The sequence below is a fragment of the Streptomyces sp. NPDC046712 genome (genome assembly GCF_040645695.1).
Classification (GTDB): Bacteria; Actinomycetota; Actinomycetes; order Streptomycetales; family Streptomycetaceae; genus Streptomyces.
Genome location: NZ_JBEYYW010000006.1, coordinates 230217 through 244270, shown reverse-complemented (window position 1 = coordinate 244270; position 14054 = coordinate 230217). Strand labels below are relative to the sequence as shown.

The 14054-nt window shown below is 72.4% G+C and carries 13 protein-coding genes and 1 tRNA gene; 3 read left to right on the top strand and 11 right to left on the bottom strand.

Going from position 1 to position 14054, the window contains the following annotated elements:
- Positions 1–30 precede the first annotated feature (30 nt).
- The 4 genes from ABZ939_RS11270 to ABZ939_RS11255 form a co-directional block, all read right to left on the bottom strand.
- Positions 31–1422, bottom strand: coding sequence for a Cys-Gln thioester bond-forming surface protein (locus tag ABZ939_RS11270; protein ID WP_361851828.1), 1392 nt, complete (start codon positions 1420–1422; stop codon positions 31–33).
- Positions 1423–1692: 270 nt separating this feature from the next.
- Positions 1693–2208: a single-stranded DNA-binding protein gene (locus tag ABZ939_RS11265; protein ID WP_361851825.1), complete on the bottom strand. Its 516-nt coding sequence runs from the start codon at positions 2206–2208 to the stop codon at positions 1693–1695.
- Positions 2209–2339: 131 nt separating this feature from the next.
- Positions 2340–4154 (bottom strand): GTPase, encoded by a 1815-nt coding sequence (locus ABZ939_RS11260; protein ID WP_361851823.1) that lies wholly within the window; start codon positions 4152–4154, stop codon positions 2340–2342.
- A gap of 6 nt (positions 4155–4160) precedes the next feature.
- The gene (locus ABZ939_RS11255) at positions 4161–5768 is read right to left on the bottom strand and encodes a dynamin family protein (protein WP_361851929.1); all 1608 of its coding nucleotides are present in this window, start codon (positions 5766–5768) and stop codon (positions 4161–4163) included.
- 302 nt (positions 5769–6070) lie between these two features.
- On the opposite strand from ABZ939_RS11255, the gene ABZ939_RS11250 reads away from it, so the two are divergent.
- A tRNA-Arg gene (locus ABZ939_RS11250) sits at positions 6071–6143 on the top strand.
- A gap of 52 nt (positions 6144–6195) precedes the next feature.
- Here the strand turns inward: ABZ939_RS11250 and ABZ939_RS11245 are convergent.
- The 7 genes from ABZ939_RS11245 to ABZ939_RS11215 all read right to left on the bottom strand — a co-directional run bounded on the left by ABZ939_RS11245 (position 6196) and on the right by ABZ939_RS11215 (position 10952).
- Positions 6196–7185, bottom strand: a complete 990-nt coding sequence (locus ABZ939_RS11245) for an MBL fold metallo-hydrolase (protein ID WP_361851820.1) — start codon at positions 7183–7185, stop codon at positions 6196–6198.
- Positions 7182–7640, bottom strand: coding sequence for a PaaI family thioesterase (locus tag ABZ939_RS11240; protein WP_361851817.1), 459 nt, complete (start codon positions 7638–7640; stop codon positions 7182–7184). Before ABZ939_RS11240 ends, ABZ939_RS11245 begins: the two co-directional genes overlap by 4 nt.
- A gap of 99 nt (positions 7641–7739) precedes the next feature.
- The gene (locus ABZ939_RS11235) at positions 7740–8903 is read right to left on the bottom strand and encodes a lactate 2-monooxygenase (RefSeq protein ID WP_361851814.1); all 1164 of its coding nucleotides are present in this window, start codon (positions 8901–8903) and stop codon (positions 7740–7742) included.
- Positions 8904–8969: 66 nt separating this feature from the next.
- A complete protein-coding gene (gene crcB / locus ABZ939_RS11230; protein WP_361851811.1) occupies positions 8970–9323 on the bottom strand; it encodes a fluoride efflux transporter CrcB in 354 nt (117 codons plus the stop codon).
- Positions 9320–9667: a DUF190 domain-containing protein gene (locus tag ABZ939_RS11225; protein WP_361851808.1), complete on the bottom strand. Its 348-nt coding sequence runs from the start codon at positions 9665–9667 to the stop codon at positions 9320–9322. Before ABZ939_RS11225 ends, crcB begins: the two co-directional genes overlap by 4 nt.
- Entirely contained in the window at positions 9664–10074 is a 411-nt protein-coding gene (locus ABZ939_RS11220) for a CrcB family protein (RefSeq protein ID WP_361851805.1), read from the bottom strand. Before ABZ939_RS11220 ends, ABZ939_RS11225 begins: the two co-directional genes overlap by 4 nt.
- A gap of 176 nt (positions 10075–10250) precedes the next feature.
- Positions 10251–10952: a DsbA family protein gene (locus ABZ939_RS11215; RefSeq protein ID WP_361851802.1), complete on the bottom strand. Its 702-nt coding sequence runs from the start codon at positions 10950–10952 to the stop codon at positions 10251–10253.
- A 154-nt stretch (positions 10953–11106) separates the two neighbouring features.
- On the opposite strand from ABZ939_RS11215, the gene ABZ939_RS11210 reads away from it, so the two are divergent.
- On the top strand, positions 11107–12228 hold the full coding sequence (locus ABZ939_RS11210; RefSeq protein WP_361851800.1) for an LLM class flavin-dependent oxidoreductase: 1122 nt from the start codon (positions 11107–11109) through the stop codon (positions 12226–12228).
- A 494-nt stretch (positions 12229–12722) separates the two neighbouring features.
- On the top strand, positions 12723–13916 hold the full coding sequence (locus ABZ939_RS11205) for a transposase (RefSeq protein ID WP_361851921.1): 1194 nt from the start codon (positions 12723–12725) through the stop codon (positions 13914–13916).
- The last annotated feature ends 138 nt before the right edge of the window (positions 13917–14054 follow it).

The following is a 14054-nucleotide window of genomic DNA, read 5'->3' as shown; positions in this document are numbered from 1 at the left end:
CCGGGGCCGTCGCGGGCCGTTCAGCGGGGGTTACTGGCCGGCGGCCTTCTTCTTGCGGAGGAAGAACACCGCGCCGCCGCCGAGGGCCACGAGGACCACGGCGATGCCGGCGATCATCGGGGTGGCGTTGGAGCTACCGGTCTCGGCGAGGTCGCCGCCACCGGTGGTGCCGGTGGTGGAGCCGCCCGTGGAGCCGCCGGCCGTGGCCGGGCTCGGCTCGGTGGACGGGGTGGTGGACGGGGCCGGGGTGGCCGGCTTGCAGTCGAGGACGCCCTTGAAGGTCTTCTCGAAGCCGTTCGGGCCCTTGATCGTGAAGTCGTACGCCTGGTCCTCGGCGAGCGGGACCGTCACGGTCTCGGACTTACCGGCCGCGATCGTGTGCTTGACGCCCTTGAGCTCGAAGGTGAAGTCCTCGTCGCCCTCGTTGGAGGCGGTGATGTCCAGGCCGCCCTTGGCGCAGTTCTTCTCGGCCGAGACGGCCGGGATCGCGCCCTTCTTCGCCCAGGTCGCGGAGCCGTTCGCCTCGACGGTGGAGGTGCTCGTGCCGGCCAGGATCAGGGTCTGGCTCTTGACCTTGGTGGAGACGAACGCGCGGCCGATCGGGACCGTGGTGTCGGCCTTGACGTTCAGCGCGGCCGAACCGTCGGCGGTGCCCGCGGGCACGTCGAAGAAGACCTTGCCGCCGTCGACGACGTCGGTGACGACCTTGCCGTCCTTGTCGACGAGCTTCACGCCGGACGGGGCGCCCGGAGCCAGGGAGACCGTGGCCTTGGCGGCGTTGGTGTTCACCGTGATCGGGCCCAGGCGCTCACCGGCCTTGCCGGCGACCGAGGAGGGGTTGAGGCTGAGGGAGGCCTTCGGCTCCTCCAGCTCCACGGCCTTCTCCCGCAGGTACGTGGTGAGGGCCTGAGCGTCCTCGTTGACCGGCTGGGCGTCGGCGTTGTCGGAGAAGTACCAGATCGCTGCCTGGGTGGCGGCGGCGGCCGTCTTCTCCGTGAGGTCCTTCGCGCCGACCTTGGCGGCGAGCGCGTCGAGGTCGTTCACCTGCGGGTAGGAGTTCTGCAGGATCCAGCGGATCTTGCCGGCGTTCTTGTTGTTGTGGAGGACGGACTGGTCCCAGCCGACCTCCTTGTACTCCTGGTCCTTCAGCGCATCGGTGTGCAGGTCGATGCAGTAGGTCTGGATCGAGCCACCGGGCTCGACCTTCATCTCGAAGAGGCCGGCGGAGTACGGCTTGCCGTCGATCTTCACCTCGTCGTGGATCTTCAGGTCACCGAGCGTGGCCGTGGCGCCGCCCGTTCCCTGCAGACCCTCATCGGCCGCCGCCGGTCCCGCGACAGCCATCGCACCCGCGGCGACGAGGCCCGAGACCACGGTCGCGGCGGCAAGGCGGGCAACGCCGCGCCTCCGTACAGAAAACATGAATTTCCCCTCCGGGCGAGCTGCTCCGCGTCATTGGTCGAGACACGTGGGGGGAGCGCATCGCCAGCAGACTCACAAGACCCAGTTGACTCAAGTGACTCAAGGCCCCACTCAAGTCCCGTATGAGTACCCGGGAATCCTAGGGATGGGGAAGAGCCGAGTGCCCCTTCGTACGGTCTGATAACCATTCCGAATCGGAATCGTTATGACCGGGGCCCGTAACCTGCGAAAGCGCTGGTCACAGTATCGACAAATCCCCACAACTTCAGGTCAGAGCACGGGTTCCAGGACCTTCGGGATCTCTGCCCCCTCAACCTCCGCCCCCTGCGCCTTCGTCCCGGGGGCTTCCGCTCCCTCCCACGGGTCCCGCTCGGCTCCCCCGTTCCCCTGGCGTTCCGTCAGGCGTGGCTCGCTCTTCACCACTCGACGGAACGCCGCGGTGCCGCGCGTCAGGTCGTGGCCCACCGCCAGCGCGTCGATGTCCACGAACGTCCGGCGCCTGCCGTCCGGCCGCCCCTCCTCCAGGTCCTCCTCGCGCACCCGCAACCGGCCGTGCACCACCAGCGGTTCGCCCACCGAGACCGAGGCCGCCAGGTTCGCGCCCAGGGCCCGCCAGGCGAACACCGTGTAGAAGCTGGTGTGTCCGTCCGTCCACGCACCCCGCCCCCGGTCCCAGCGGCGCGCGGTCACGGCGAAACGGAACCGGGCCACCCCACCCGTCGCCGTGTCCCGGTACTCCACGCTCGTCGCCACGTTCCCGACCAGCGTCACCATCGTGTCGTTCATGTCCCTCCCCTTTCCGGTCCCTTCCGCGTCCGTTCCATGCTGGACCGGGCGGACGGAACGTGCCGGAGCCTGTGGAGAGGTCATGGCCTGGGGAAAAGACCGTCACCCGCACGGGTGACAGTCGGGGCTCATCACCTCAACCGCGCCCCCGGCCGCGTACCGCCCCATCGTGTACCGCCCACCCCGCCCAGCCGTGTCACCCGCGCGCCGCCCCGCGTCCCCGACACCGTCACGTACTGCTCGCGCACCTCCCGGTACCGCATCAGCTCCGCCGCGATCGGGTCCAGCACCCGTGCCCGTCCGCACGCGGCCGCCGCCTCCCGCAGCTTCCGCTCGGCCTCCTGCCCGTACCGCAGGGCCGGCCCCTTCACAGCCGCGGCGCACGCCCACTCCACCAGCGGCCCGCCGACGATGCCGGCGACCATGATGAGCACCGGCGGCAGCAGACCGGGCTCGACCACGCCGACGATCTGGCCGACCAGCCACACCGCACCGAAGATCTGCAGCAACGTCATCAGGACCTGGGCCAGGACCGCGGCCGGCCACCAGGCGGGCCGCGGCGGCCGGGCGGCCGGGTCGCCGATGGTCACCGTGAGCTCGTCCAGCGCCTCGGGCAGCCCCTCGGCTCCGCGCGCCGCCGCCTCGCGCACCGCCTGCGCCCAGGGCACCGGAAGCCCGCGCGACGCCTCGTCGGCGACGGTCCGTACGGCCTGTTCCACCCGTTGCCGCGCGGTCAGTTCGTCCTCCACCGGCGTCTGGATCCGCGGGTCGGTGGAGCCGTGCGCGCGGACCCGCTCGTACCAGCGGTAGAGCCGCAGCCAGGGGGTGCCGCAGGCGCGGATGGCGCCCCGGCGCCAGACGCGTTCGGCGGCCTCGCCCGCGGCGGTGGCGCCGACGGCGACCGCGAGGCGGCGCGCGAAGTCCTCCCGCGCCCGCTCCCCCAGTCCCGTCTGTCCGTCGGAGACGTACACCGGCCTGAGCCGGGCGGCCGCCGCGTCGACGTCGGCCGAGAGACGGCGCGCGGGCGCGGTCCTTTCCTGGACGAACCGGCCGAGCAGGTCGCGGAGTTCTCCCACGCCCTCCCCGGTGAGGGCGGAGAGGGCGAGGACGGTGGCGCCGGGCTCGCCGTGTTCGCCGAGGGCCATGCCGTCCTCGTCGAGGAGGCGGCGCAGGTCGTCCAGGACGAGGTCGGCCGCCTCGCCGCCCAGCCGGTCGATCTGGTTGAGGACGACGAAGGTGACCTCGGCGTGGCCCGCGAGCGGGCGCAGATAGCGCTCGTGGACCGTGGCATCGGCGTACTTCTCGGGGTCCACGACCCAGATCACGGCGTCGACCAGGCCGAGGACCCGGTCGACCTGGTCGCGGTGGGCGGTGACGGCCGAGTCGTGGTCGGGCAGGTCGATCAGGACGAGCCCCTGCAGGTCCTCGTCGCCGGCGCCGCCCGCGAGGGGGCGGCGGCGGAGCCGGCCGGGGACGGCGAGCCGGTCCAGGAGCCCCGCCGACCCCTCGGACCAGCTGAGCGCGATGGGAGCGGCGGTGGTGGGGCGGCGCAGCCCGGTCTCGGAGACGGGGACGCCGGCGAGAGCGTTGAAGAGGGTGGACTTCCCGCTGCCGGTGGGTCCGGCGATGGCCACGACGGTGTGGCGGGCGGAGAGCCGCTGGCGGGCGGCGGCCTCGTCCAGGACACGTCCGGCCTCGGCGAGCCCGGCCTCGGCGAGGGTGTCGGTCTCCAGGCGGGTACGGGAGAGGCCGACGAGTTCGTGGAGGGCGTCGAGGCGGGTGCGCAGGGAGCCGCCGTAGTTCCCGGCCAGGGGCGGGAAGTCCTCGGGCTCTGCCTCCGGCGAGGAGGGATCACGTGGCTTCTCCCCGCTCTTCTCCCCCGCCCGGCGCGCGATCAGGCCGTCGTCCCAGCGGTCGTCCACCGTGGTGCCCGTGCTGCTGCTCACCGTTCGTCACTTCTCCTTCTGCAGTACGGAGAGCGCGGCGATCAGCTCCGCCTGCGGCTCGGGGGTCACGTCGAGGGCCACAAGGGGGGCGAGGCGCCGGTCGCGCTCGGTGTACAGGGCTCGGTCGAGATACGTCATGACCAGCTCGCCACCCTTGTCCCGCAGGCGCAGGGCGGCCTGGGCGCCGAGGAGTTCGGCGAGGCGTTCACCGGCGCTGCGGGTGCGGCGACCGCCGAGGAGAGCGGCGGCGAGCAGGACGGCGACGGTGTCGGCCTCGGGGGCCGCGGTGCGCGCGCTCCCCGGACGCTCCGTGGTGCGGAGCTCCTCCTCGGCCAGCTCTTCGAGGACGCGCCGCCAGCGCCGTACCGTCATCTCGATCCGTTCGCTCGCCTCCCGGTCGGGGGCGGCGACGGCGATGCCGAGGGCCCCCGCGGCGGGTTCGCGGCGCCAGGCGTCCCGTACGCGCTCGTCGGCGGCGGCGACCGCGCACTGGAGGAGGGCGGCGAGGGACTCGACGAGGGCGTCGAGGAGTTCGTCGGCGGAGCTGTCGCGGGGGTAGCCGCGCCAGCGGGTACGGGCGTCCCCGGCCAGGACGGCGCCGCGGCTCAGCTGCTGCCGGAGGCGCTCGGCCTGTTCCGCGTACGCCGACTCGACGGCGCCGCCGAGCCGGACGGCGGCGGCGTACTGGGCGGCGACCGCTCCCGCGAGCTCGGGAATCCGGGAGTCGAGCGAGCCGACGACACCGGAGGCGGTACGGCTGACGGCCTGCTGGCGGGCGGCGGGGTCTTGCGCGTGGTGGGCGAGCCAGGCGCGCAGCGGGGCGACGGCGGTGTCGGGCAGCAGCCCGCGGCCGCCACCCGCGGACTCGGGGAGCTCGGGGATGGTGAACCGGGGCACCTCGCCGAGCCCCGCCTTGTGGAGCAGGGCCTCGTACTGGCGGGAGACCTCGCCGATGATCTGGTGGGGGACGCGGTCGAGGACGGTGACGAGGGTGGCGTCGTACTCCTTGGCGGTACGGAGCAGATGCCAGGGGATGGCGTCGGCGTACCGGGAGGCGGTCGTGACCATCACCCAGATGTCGGCGGCGCAGATCAACTCGGCGGCGAGCAGCCGGTTCTCGACGACGAGGGAATCGATGTCGGGTGCGTCGAGCAGGGCGAGTCCGCGGGCCAGGGCGGAGGACGTCTCGACGCGCAGGGCGTTGTCCTCCTGGGGCTCCTCGGCCGGGTGGTCGTCGTCCTGCTGGGGCAGCCAGACGCGGGTGAGCTGGGGCAGGACGCGCATCCCGGCGAACCAGTGGTGGTCGTCGGGGTGGCAGACGAGGACGGGTGTGCGCGTGGTGGGGCGGAGCACGCCGGCTTCGCTGACTCGCCGCCCCACAAGGGAGTTGACGAGGGTGGACTTGCCGGCCCCGGTGGAGCCGCCGACGACGGCGAGGAGAGGGGCGTCGGGGTCCTTCAGCCGGGGCACCAGATAGTCGTCGAGCTGGGCGAGCAGTTCGGAGCGGTTCTGCCGGGCGCGTGGAGCGCCTGGGAGAGGGAGAGGGAGACGCACGGCGGCGACACAGTCGCGCAGGGCGGAGAGTGCGTCGATCAGCTGAGGCCGTTCGTCCAAGGTCACCACATGCGAAGAATGCCCAATTTTGGAGCCTTTTTGAAGCGTATAACGGTCCTGCGCGCCGACCGAACAGCTGATGACACGAGCCTCAGGCATAACGAGTGCACAACACCCGGGCCAAGTGGCGCGAAAAGCGCTGCGGGAATCGCACCTGCCTGCGATTATCGTTCCGCTTCACCGAACCTCCACATCGTGCCACGCAGGTGAAGCAACCGGGTCAAGGGGATCGGAGCCCTATCCTTGACCCGGCAGGCCACGCCCCACCCACCAGGGGCTCCCGGCCGCACGGCCACCACCCGGCCCCCGTAGCTCAGTGGATAGAGCAGGCGCCTTCTAAGCGCTTGGCCGCAGGTTCGAGTCCTGCCGGGGGCGCTTTACCACGGACCCTCCTTCGGGAGGGTCTTTTTGCTGGTCAAAGGCTCTTTTACGACGCCGGCGGCTTCGGGGCGGGCCAGGCGCGTGGGAGGGGGACGCGCAGTGCAGCGGGCTGGACCGGGGTGTGGGTGGTGGCGGCGTGGAGGCGGTCGTCGCGTAGGACGATCGCGCCGGCGGCGAGCATGGTCGTGATCAGATCGGCGGCGAGCGCCTCGGGCGGGAGGTCCAGGAGGTGGGCCGCGTCGGTCAGCCAGGCGCGTGCCAGCAGGTACGGCTCGACCTCGTCGGCCAGGATCCCTCCACGGATCATCAGGGCGAACGCGAAGATGCGGCGGGCGCCGTACCGGACCGCTCCGTCGGGGTCGTCGACGAGACGCTGGGCGCGGCGCAGAGCGGTGGCGAAGGCCGCGGCCGGGTCGGCGGGGATCGGGCCGTGGGAGGGAAGGATCACGCGCGGGGCGAGGTCGGCCAGCCGCTTGAGGGAGGCGAGCGCGGTGGTGGCCGCGTCGAGTCCGTCGAGGGCGAGGTTGACCCAGCCGACGTCGTAGTCCGACAGCGCGTCGCCGACCACGAGCAGCCGCTCCTCCGGCTGCCACAGCGCCACGTGCCCGGGCGTGTGGCCGGGCGTGCGGACCACCTCCCAGTCGGTGTCGCCGAGGCGGAGGAGCGCTCCGTCGTCGAGGGCGATGTCGACCGCGTACGGGGCGACCGGCTGGTCGAGGTACTCCGCCGCGCAGCAGCCCGGGTCCCGGCGGGAGAGGGCCTCCGCTTCCGGGGCTCCGGCCGCGATGGCGGCGCCCCTTGCCTGGAGGAGGCCGTTGCCTCCGACGTGGTCGGAGTGCCAGTGGGTGTTGACGACCAGGTCGACGGTCCCGGCGTGCGCGTGGGCCCATTCGGCGGTCTCCTGGGCGTGGCCGACGAAACCGCTGTCGACCAGGGCCGGTCGACGCCCGTGCAGCAGGAGCGTGTTGGCGTCGGGGAACGGCCGTTGCCACCAGGTCATCCAGGACGGCAGCGACGGCGCGGGCTGCGGGCTCACTCGGCGGGCGTGTTCACACGGATCAGCGTCTGCTGACCGTTCGCGACGAGCTTGCGCTCGCCGTCGGCCTGGACGCCGTACACCTCCAACTGGCAGACGGTCAGTGTGCGTCCGGACTTCAGGACGGTGCCGATCGCCTCGATGTGGTCGCCTTCGGCGGGCGCGAGGAGGTTGATCTTGTACTCGACGGTGAGCACGTCGCTGTCCTCGGGGAACAGCGTGTACGCGGCGTAGCCGCCGGCGCTGTCGGCGATGGCGCCGGTGGCACCGGCGTGGAAGTAGCCGTGCTGCTGGGTCACTTCGGGACGGCTCGGGAGCACGATGTGCACGCGACCCGGGCCGATGTGGGTCATCCGCGCACCGAGGTGGCTCATCAGCCCCTGGCGGTCGAAGCTTTCCTGGACGCGCTTCTGCACCTCGGGGCTTGCCTGTTCCTGGCGCGGCCGGCCTTCCACGTGCTCTCCTTCGTACGGGGGGAGTCGGGTTCGTCAGGAGGCGAGGACGCCGACGGCGAGGTGGACGAGGGCGCAGGCGGTCATGGGAGCGTGCCGAGCTCACCCCGCCTGTTCCGCCAGGTCCGTCCTCGTCAGGGTCTTCGGGGTCGCGTGGCCCGACAGGGCGAGGGTGAGGTCGAGTTCGGCGAGGAGGCAGCGGATGACGTGGTCCACGCCCGCCTGGCCGTCCAGCGCCAGACCGTAGGCGTACGGGCGGCCCACGAGCACGCCGTCCGCGCCCAGGGCCAGGGCCTTGGCGATGTCGTCGCCCGTGCGTACGCCGCTGTCGAAGAGGATCGTCAGGCGGTCGCCGACCGCGTCCGCCACCGCCGGGAGGGCGTCCGCGGCGGCGATCGAGCCGGCCACCTGGCGGCCCCCGTGGTTGGAGACGACGACCCCGTCCATCCCTGCGTCGGCGGCGGCGCGGGCGTCGTCGGGGTGGAGGATGCCCTTGAGGACGATCGGGCCGTCCCAGTTCTCGCGCAGGAACGCCAGGTCGGCCCAGGTCTTGCCCGGGTCGGAGAACATCGACACGAAGTGCATCACCGCCGCGTTCGGGTCCTCCTCGACCGGCTTCGCCAGGCCCGCCCGGAACGCCGGGTCGGAGAAGTAGTTGGCGGTCCCCACCCCGTGCAGGAACGGCAGATACGCCTGGTCGAGGTCGCGCGGCCGCCACGACAGCATCGGCGTGTCGAGCGTGACGACGAGCGCCGTGTAGCCGGCCGCCTTCGCCCGGCTCAGGAAGGAGCGGGCGACCTCGACGTCCTTCGGCCAGTACAGCTGGAACCACCGCTCCCCCTCCGCCATCGCCTCCGCGACCTGCTCCATCGACGTGCTGGACGCGGACGAGAGGATGTACGGGATGCCGCGCGCCGCCGCCGCGCGCGCGGCGGCCGGCTCGGCGTCGGGGTGCAGGATCGACAGCACGCCGACCGGAGCGAGGGCGACCGGGGCGGGCAGCGGACGGCCCAACAGCTCTACGGAGAGGTCCCGTTCGCGCACGTCACGGAGCATCCGCGGGACGATCCGGCGCCGTTCGAGTGCCGCCCGGTTGGCGCGGGCGGTCGAGCCGTCGCCCGCGCTGCCGGCGACGTAGCCGACGGGCCCCGGGCCGAGCCGCTGGGCGGTCAGTTCCTCCAGCCGGGTCAGGTCCGTGGGGAGCCGGGGCACGGCTCCGGTCAGCCCGTTGAGATAGATCTCGTACTGGAAGTCCGCCCAGCCCATGCGCGGGTACCGCCCTTCGGAGGATCGACTCGCCGTGGGAGCACCTTGCCACCGGAGCCCGGCGGCTCACCAGGCCCGTGCCGCCTCCACTCCCAGCCACACCGCTCCGAGTCCGGCGGCCAGGCTGCCGGCCACGTTGGCCACCGCGTACCCCTTCGCCCCGCTCTCGTACAGCTTCAGCGTCTCGTAGGAGAAGGTGGAGTACGTCGTCAGCGCCCCGCACAGGCCCGTGCCGAGCAGCAGGTGCGTGCGGGCGGAGGAGACGCCGGTCAGCAGGCCGAGGACGAACGAGCCGACGATGTTGACCGTGAAAGTGCCCCAGGGGAAGACCGAGTCGTGGCGCGACTGGACGGCCCGGTCGGTGAGATAGCGCAGCGGTGCGCCGATCGCCGCGCCGGCGAGCACGAGGAGCCAGTTCACGCGCGCTTCTCCCGGCCGGCGTACCGGATGACGTCGCAGTCGTCGAGGATCACCAGACCCTCGGTCACCAGCGCGTCGAGCTGCGGAAGGAAGTCCCGTACCCGGTCCTCGGTGTCCACGATCACGACGGCCACGGGCAGGTCCTCGCTCAGCGAGAGCAGGCGCGAGGTGTGGACGAGCGAGGACGCGCCGAAGCCCTCGATGCCCCGGAAGACGGAGGCGCCGGCGAGGCCCGCCTCGTGGGCGCGGTGCACGATCTCCGAGTACAGCGGCCGGTGGTGCCAGGTGTCGCTCTCGCCGAGGAGGATCGTCACCCGCAGGGCCTTGCCCGCCAGTCTCGTCATCGTGTTCTCCTCGCCAGAGCGCCACGGGTCGCGGTGGTCGCGGCCCAGACGGCGGCCACCGCGGCCGCCGCCGTCGCTCCCATGTATGCCACGCCACGGGCCGTATCTCCGGCGCTCAGCAGCCGCTGCGTGTCGAGGGCGTACGTGGAGAAGGTGGTGAAGCCGCCAAGGACGCCCGTACCGAGGAAGGGGCGTACGAGCGGGTGGGGCGGGGCGGCGACCTCGGTGACCAGGACCATCAGGACTCCGATCGCCGCGCAGCCGGACACGTTCACGCCGAACGTGGTCCAGGGGAACGCGCCGGGTGGGCCGGCCCAGACGAGGGAGGCGCCGTAGCGGGCCGCCGCGCCGACAGCGCCGCCGGCGGCGACGACCCCGACCACCGGCAGCTGCCCACGTACGTCCATGCGGCCAGGCTAGGGCCTGGTCCGCCGGACAGGTCCTAGGGCCTGTCCGGCGGACCAGGGTCGGATGGGTCGCGGCGTCTGGTGCATGGGGGTCTCCCCAGGCCCCCAGGGCCTAGGGGATGCGGCGAGGTGCCGGCCAGGCGTCGCGGGCCCGGCCGTGATCCGCCGGACAGGCCCTAAGGGGCGCTCGGCGCCAGGGAGTCGAGGAGGGTCGCGGCCCAGCCCGCGTCGTAGTGGTCGAGGCGGGGGAAGCCGCCGTTGTACAGGTCGCCGGTGAAGACGTAGGTGGCGCCCGGGTTGTGGGCCGCGTAGCCGCCGTTCGCGAAGAAGTGCGGGCTGCCCTGGATCTGCGGGCCCTGGGCCTCGTGCCACTGCTCGTACACCTCGCGCCGGCCCGCGCCCCGCGCGAGAGCGGCCTCAAGCGCCAGGGCGTCGACGTCGGCGCAGGTCTCGGCGATGTCGAGGATGACGGAGTGGATCGCTATGCAGCGGTGTTCGGTGTAGAAGGCGTGCCGCAGCCCGGCGTCGAGCTGGTCGGAGCCGCGCAGCCCGCCGACCTCGGGGGCCTTGGCGGCCTGGACGGCTTCGAGGGCGGGCAGGACGCTCGACGGGTACTCCCACGCGGGCGCGTCCCACAGGCGCCAGCCCAGTTCGGGGCGGTGGGCGCCGAGCATGACGATCTCGGCGTCGACGATGTGCTTGGGCGTGGGCTGGCGGTTGAACAGCTCCAGCGGGAAGGCGCGGTGGTCGATCAGGAGGTCCTGGCCGCGCTCGGCGGCGGTGGCCCGCAGGGTGTGCAGGGCGAGCGAGGCCCAGGGACAGCCGATGTCCGACCAGGCGGTGACGACGGGCGATTGCGCGTCTCGTACGGGAGTCATGGCTGTGAGCGTGGGTGTCCCACGGCGGCTCGTCCAGTGACCGCGACAGACTTCGTCACCACACCCGGACCTTTCCGGATAAGTTTCCGTTTCCGCTCCGGCTCGTGCACTATGGGGAGGACAGACTTCCTGGGGCGGCTTGGAGTGTTGTGTCATGCAGTTCGGAATATTCACCGTCGGGGACAGGACCACCGATCCCACCGACGGCACCACACCGGGCGAGTACGAGCGGATCAAGGCGATGGTCGCCATCGCCCGCAAGGCGGAGGAGGTCGGGCTCGACGTCTTCGCGACCGGTGAGCACCACAACCCGCCGTTCGTGCCGTCCTCCCCGACGACGCTCCTCGGGCACATCGCGGCCCGTACGGAGCGGCTGATCCTGTCCACGTCCACGACGCTGATCACCACCAACGACCCGGTGAAGATCGCCGAGGACTTCGCGATGCTCCAGCATCTGGCGGACGGGCGCGTCGACCTGATGATGGGGCGCGGCAACACCGGTCCCGTCTACCCGTGGTTCGGTCAGGACATCCGGCAGGGCATCCCGCTCGCCATCGAGAACTACGCCCTCCTGCACAAGCTGTGGAGGGAGGACGTGGTGAACTGGGAGGGCCGCTTCCGTACGGCTCTCCAGGGCTTCACCTCCACGCCGCGCCCGCTCGACGGGGTGCCGCCGTTCGTCTGGCACGGCTCCATCCGCTCCCCCGAGATCGCCGAGCAGGCCGCGTACTACGGCGACGGCTTCTTCGCCAACCACATCTTCTGGCCCAAGGAACACACGGCCAAGATGGTCGGCCTCTACCGGCGGCGGTACGCGCACTACGGCCACGGCACCCCGGAGCAGGCGATCGTCGGTCTGGGAGGCCATGTGTTCATGCGCAAGAACTCCCAGGACGCGGTACGGGAGTTCCGCCCGTACTTCGACAACGCGCCGGTCTACGGTCACGGTCCGTCGCTCGAGGAGTACACGCGCGAGACTCCGCTGACGGTCGGCTCCCCGCAGGAGGTCATCGACCGCACGATGTCGTTCCGCGAGTACGTGGGCGACTACCAGCGGCAGTTGTTCCTGGTGGACAGCGGCGGCCTGCCGCTGAAGACGGTCCTGGAGCAGCTCGATCTGCTCGGCGAGGAGGTCGTCCCGGTGCTGCGCAAGGAGATGGAGAGCCTGCGGCCGGCCGGGGTGCCCGCGGGTCCGACCCACGCGGCCCGGGTGGCGGCGCGCGACGCGGAGGCCGGCACCGGCATTCGGGATCGGGTGGAAGCGGGAGAGGCCTAAGGCCTGTCCGGCGGATCAGGGTCGGACAGGCCCTAAGCGGAAGGGGTCGAGGACCCCGTGACGTGAGCGAGGCGGACAGGCACGGTTCCTGGCCTGGGGCATTAACCAGGAGCCGGCCCGTGCCGCCTCGTTCTGCGATGGTCGACCCGAGCCCTACCCCGGTCAAAGCCGGGCCGCAGAGTCTGTCAGATCACCCCCACCGGGCCTTGCGTCCCGGCCCCGGCCCGGCGCCCGGCCCCCCGGCCTCTGGTGGTCCGGCCACACCCGACCCCCTGTCCGACCTGTGCCCGGCACCCGCTGCGGCACTCCCCGAGCCGGCGGCGGTGGTCCGGTCACCATCCGGCGGCCCAGACGGGTGCCGGGTACACCTCGTGCCACGGACGCCCGGACGAGACCGTGGAGGGGCAGCTGGAGGGAGCTGCAAAACCGTAGGCAGGAGTGTCGTGAGTACATCCGTCGCAACCAAGCGCAGGACCCTTCTCGATCCACTGGGAATCCAGCACCGAACCGGACACGGGCCGCACGCCGCGCCGTACCGGAACGCGGTGGCCGACGATGTCTACGACGAGCTCTGTTCCACGCTCTTCTCCGGCTTCCCCCGGCGCGACCAACGGCTGAAGGCGGAGCAGTACCTCCGGGGGCTGCTGACCGCACAGGGCCGCAAGTCCATCCGTAACATCGCGGCGCAGATCGGCGGGCCGGCCGCCGAGCAGAGCCTGCACCACTTCATCTCCAGCTCCACCTGGGACTGGCGGCCCATGCGGGCCGCGCTCGCCGGGTTCCTCGAGCAGAACAGCTGCCCGCAGGCGTGGGTGGTGCGGTCGATGCCGATACCGAAGGCCGGCGAGCACTCGGTCGGCGTGGACCGCCGGTTCGACCCCGAGCGCGGGCAGGTCTTCCGGGGCCAGCAGGCGTTCGGGGTGTGGTTCGCCGCCGAGGAGCTCAGCGTGCCGGTCAACTGGCGGCTGTTCCTGCCCGATCCGTGGGTGAACGACCGGACCCGGCGCGACCGGGCGGAGGTTCCCGAGGGTGCGGGCGAGGAGACGCTGGAGGAGTGCGCGGTCGCGGCGGCGCTGGACACGGCGCGCTGGCAGGACGTCAGCCGCAAGCCGCTGCTGCTCGACATCCGGGGCGGCGCGGGGCGGGCGGCGCTGAACCGGCTGTCGGGCGCGGGCGTGCCGGTCGTCGCCCGGATCGGCGCGACGTGCCGGCTCGCGGTCGCGGACCGGTCGCTGCCCGGCTTCGGCGCCGGGCCGCTGCCGGCGCAGCAGATCCTGGAGTCGCTCAAGGGCCTGCGCCGCCCGGTGAGCTGGCTGGACACCGCGGGCGGCGCGCGGACCTCGCGTACGTCGCTGGCGACGGTGGTACGGGTCGCGCTCCCGGCGCCCGCGGGGGAACGGATGCGTCCGCTGCTGCTGCTCGGCGAGTGGGACGACCCGCGGCGGCCCCCGGCCCGGCTGTGGATCACGGACCTGACCAACTCGACGGTCGGCTCGCTGCTCCGGCTGACGAAGCTGGCCGGGCGGGTGGAGCGTGACTTCACCCAGGTCGGCGAGGGGGCGGGCCTGCGGGACTTCGTGGGCCGTTCGTTCCGCGGCTGGCACCGCCACATCACCCTGGCCTCGGCGGCCCACGCGGCGACGGTCCTGGCGACGGACTGGGACGCGGCGTACGGCTCGGCCGGCTGACACCGGCCGGGGCGGGGCGCGCCACAGTGCCCCCGCCCCGGCCGGTCATGTCACGTCGTCGGGCGAGCCTGGTCCGGGGCCGGCCGGCCATGTCACGTCGTCGGGCGAGCCGGTCCGGGGCCGGGCGGCCATGTCACG

Excerpts from the sequence above, each read along its gene's own strand:
- ABZ939_RS11270 (WP_361851828.1), bottom strand. The coding sequence starts at position 1,422 with ATGTTTTCTGTACGGAGGCGCGGCGTTGCCCGCCTTGCCGCCGCGACC.
- ABZ939_RS11265 (WP_361851825.1), bottom strand. The coding sequence starts at position 2,208 with ATGAACGACACGATGGTGACGCTGGTCGGGAACGTGGCGACGAGCGTG.
- ABZ939_RS11235 (WP_361851814.1), bottom strand. The coding sequence starts at position 8,903 with ATGGGCTGGGCGGACTTCCAGTACGAGATCTATCTCAACGGGCTGACC.
- ABZ939_RS11225 (WP_361851808.1), bottom strand. The coding sequence starts at position 9,667 with ATGACGAGACTGGCGGGCAAGGCCCTGCGGGTGACGATCCTCCTCGGC.
- ABZ939_RS11220 (WP_361851805.1), bottom strand. The coding sequence starts at position 10,074 with ATGGACGTACGTGGGCAGCTGCCGGTGGTCGGGGTCGTCGCCGCCGGC.
- ABZ939_RS11215 (WP_361851802.1), bottom strand. The coding sequence starts at position 10,952 with ATGACTCCCGTACGAGACGCGCAATCGCCCGTCGTCACCGCCTGGTCG.
- ABZ939_RS11210 (WP_361851800.1), top strand. The coding sequence starts at position 11,107 with ATGCAGTTCGGAATATTCACCGTCGGGGACAGGACCACCGATCCCACC.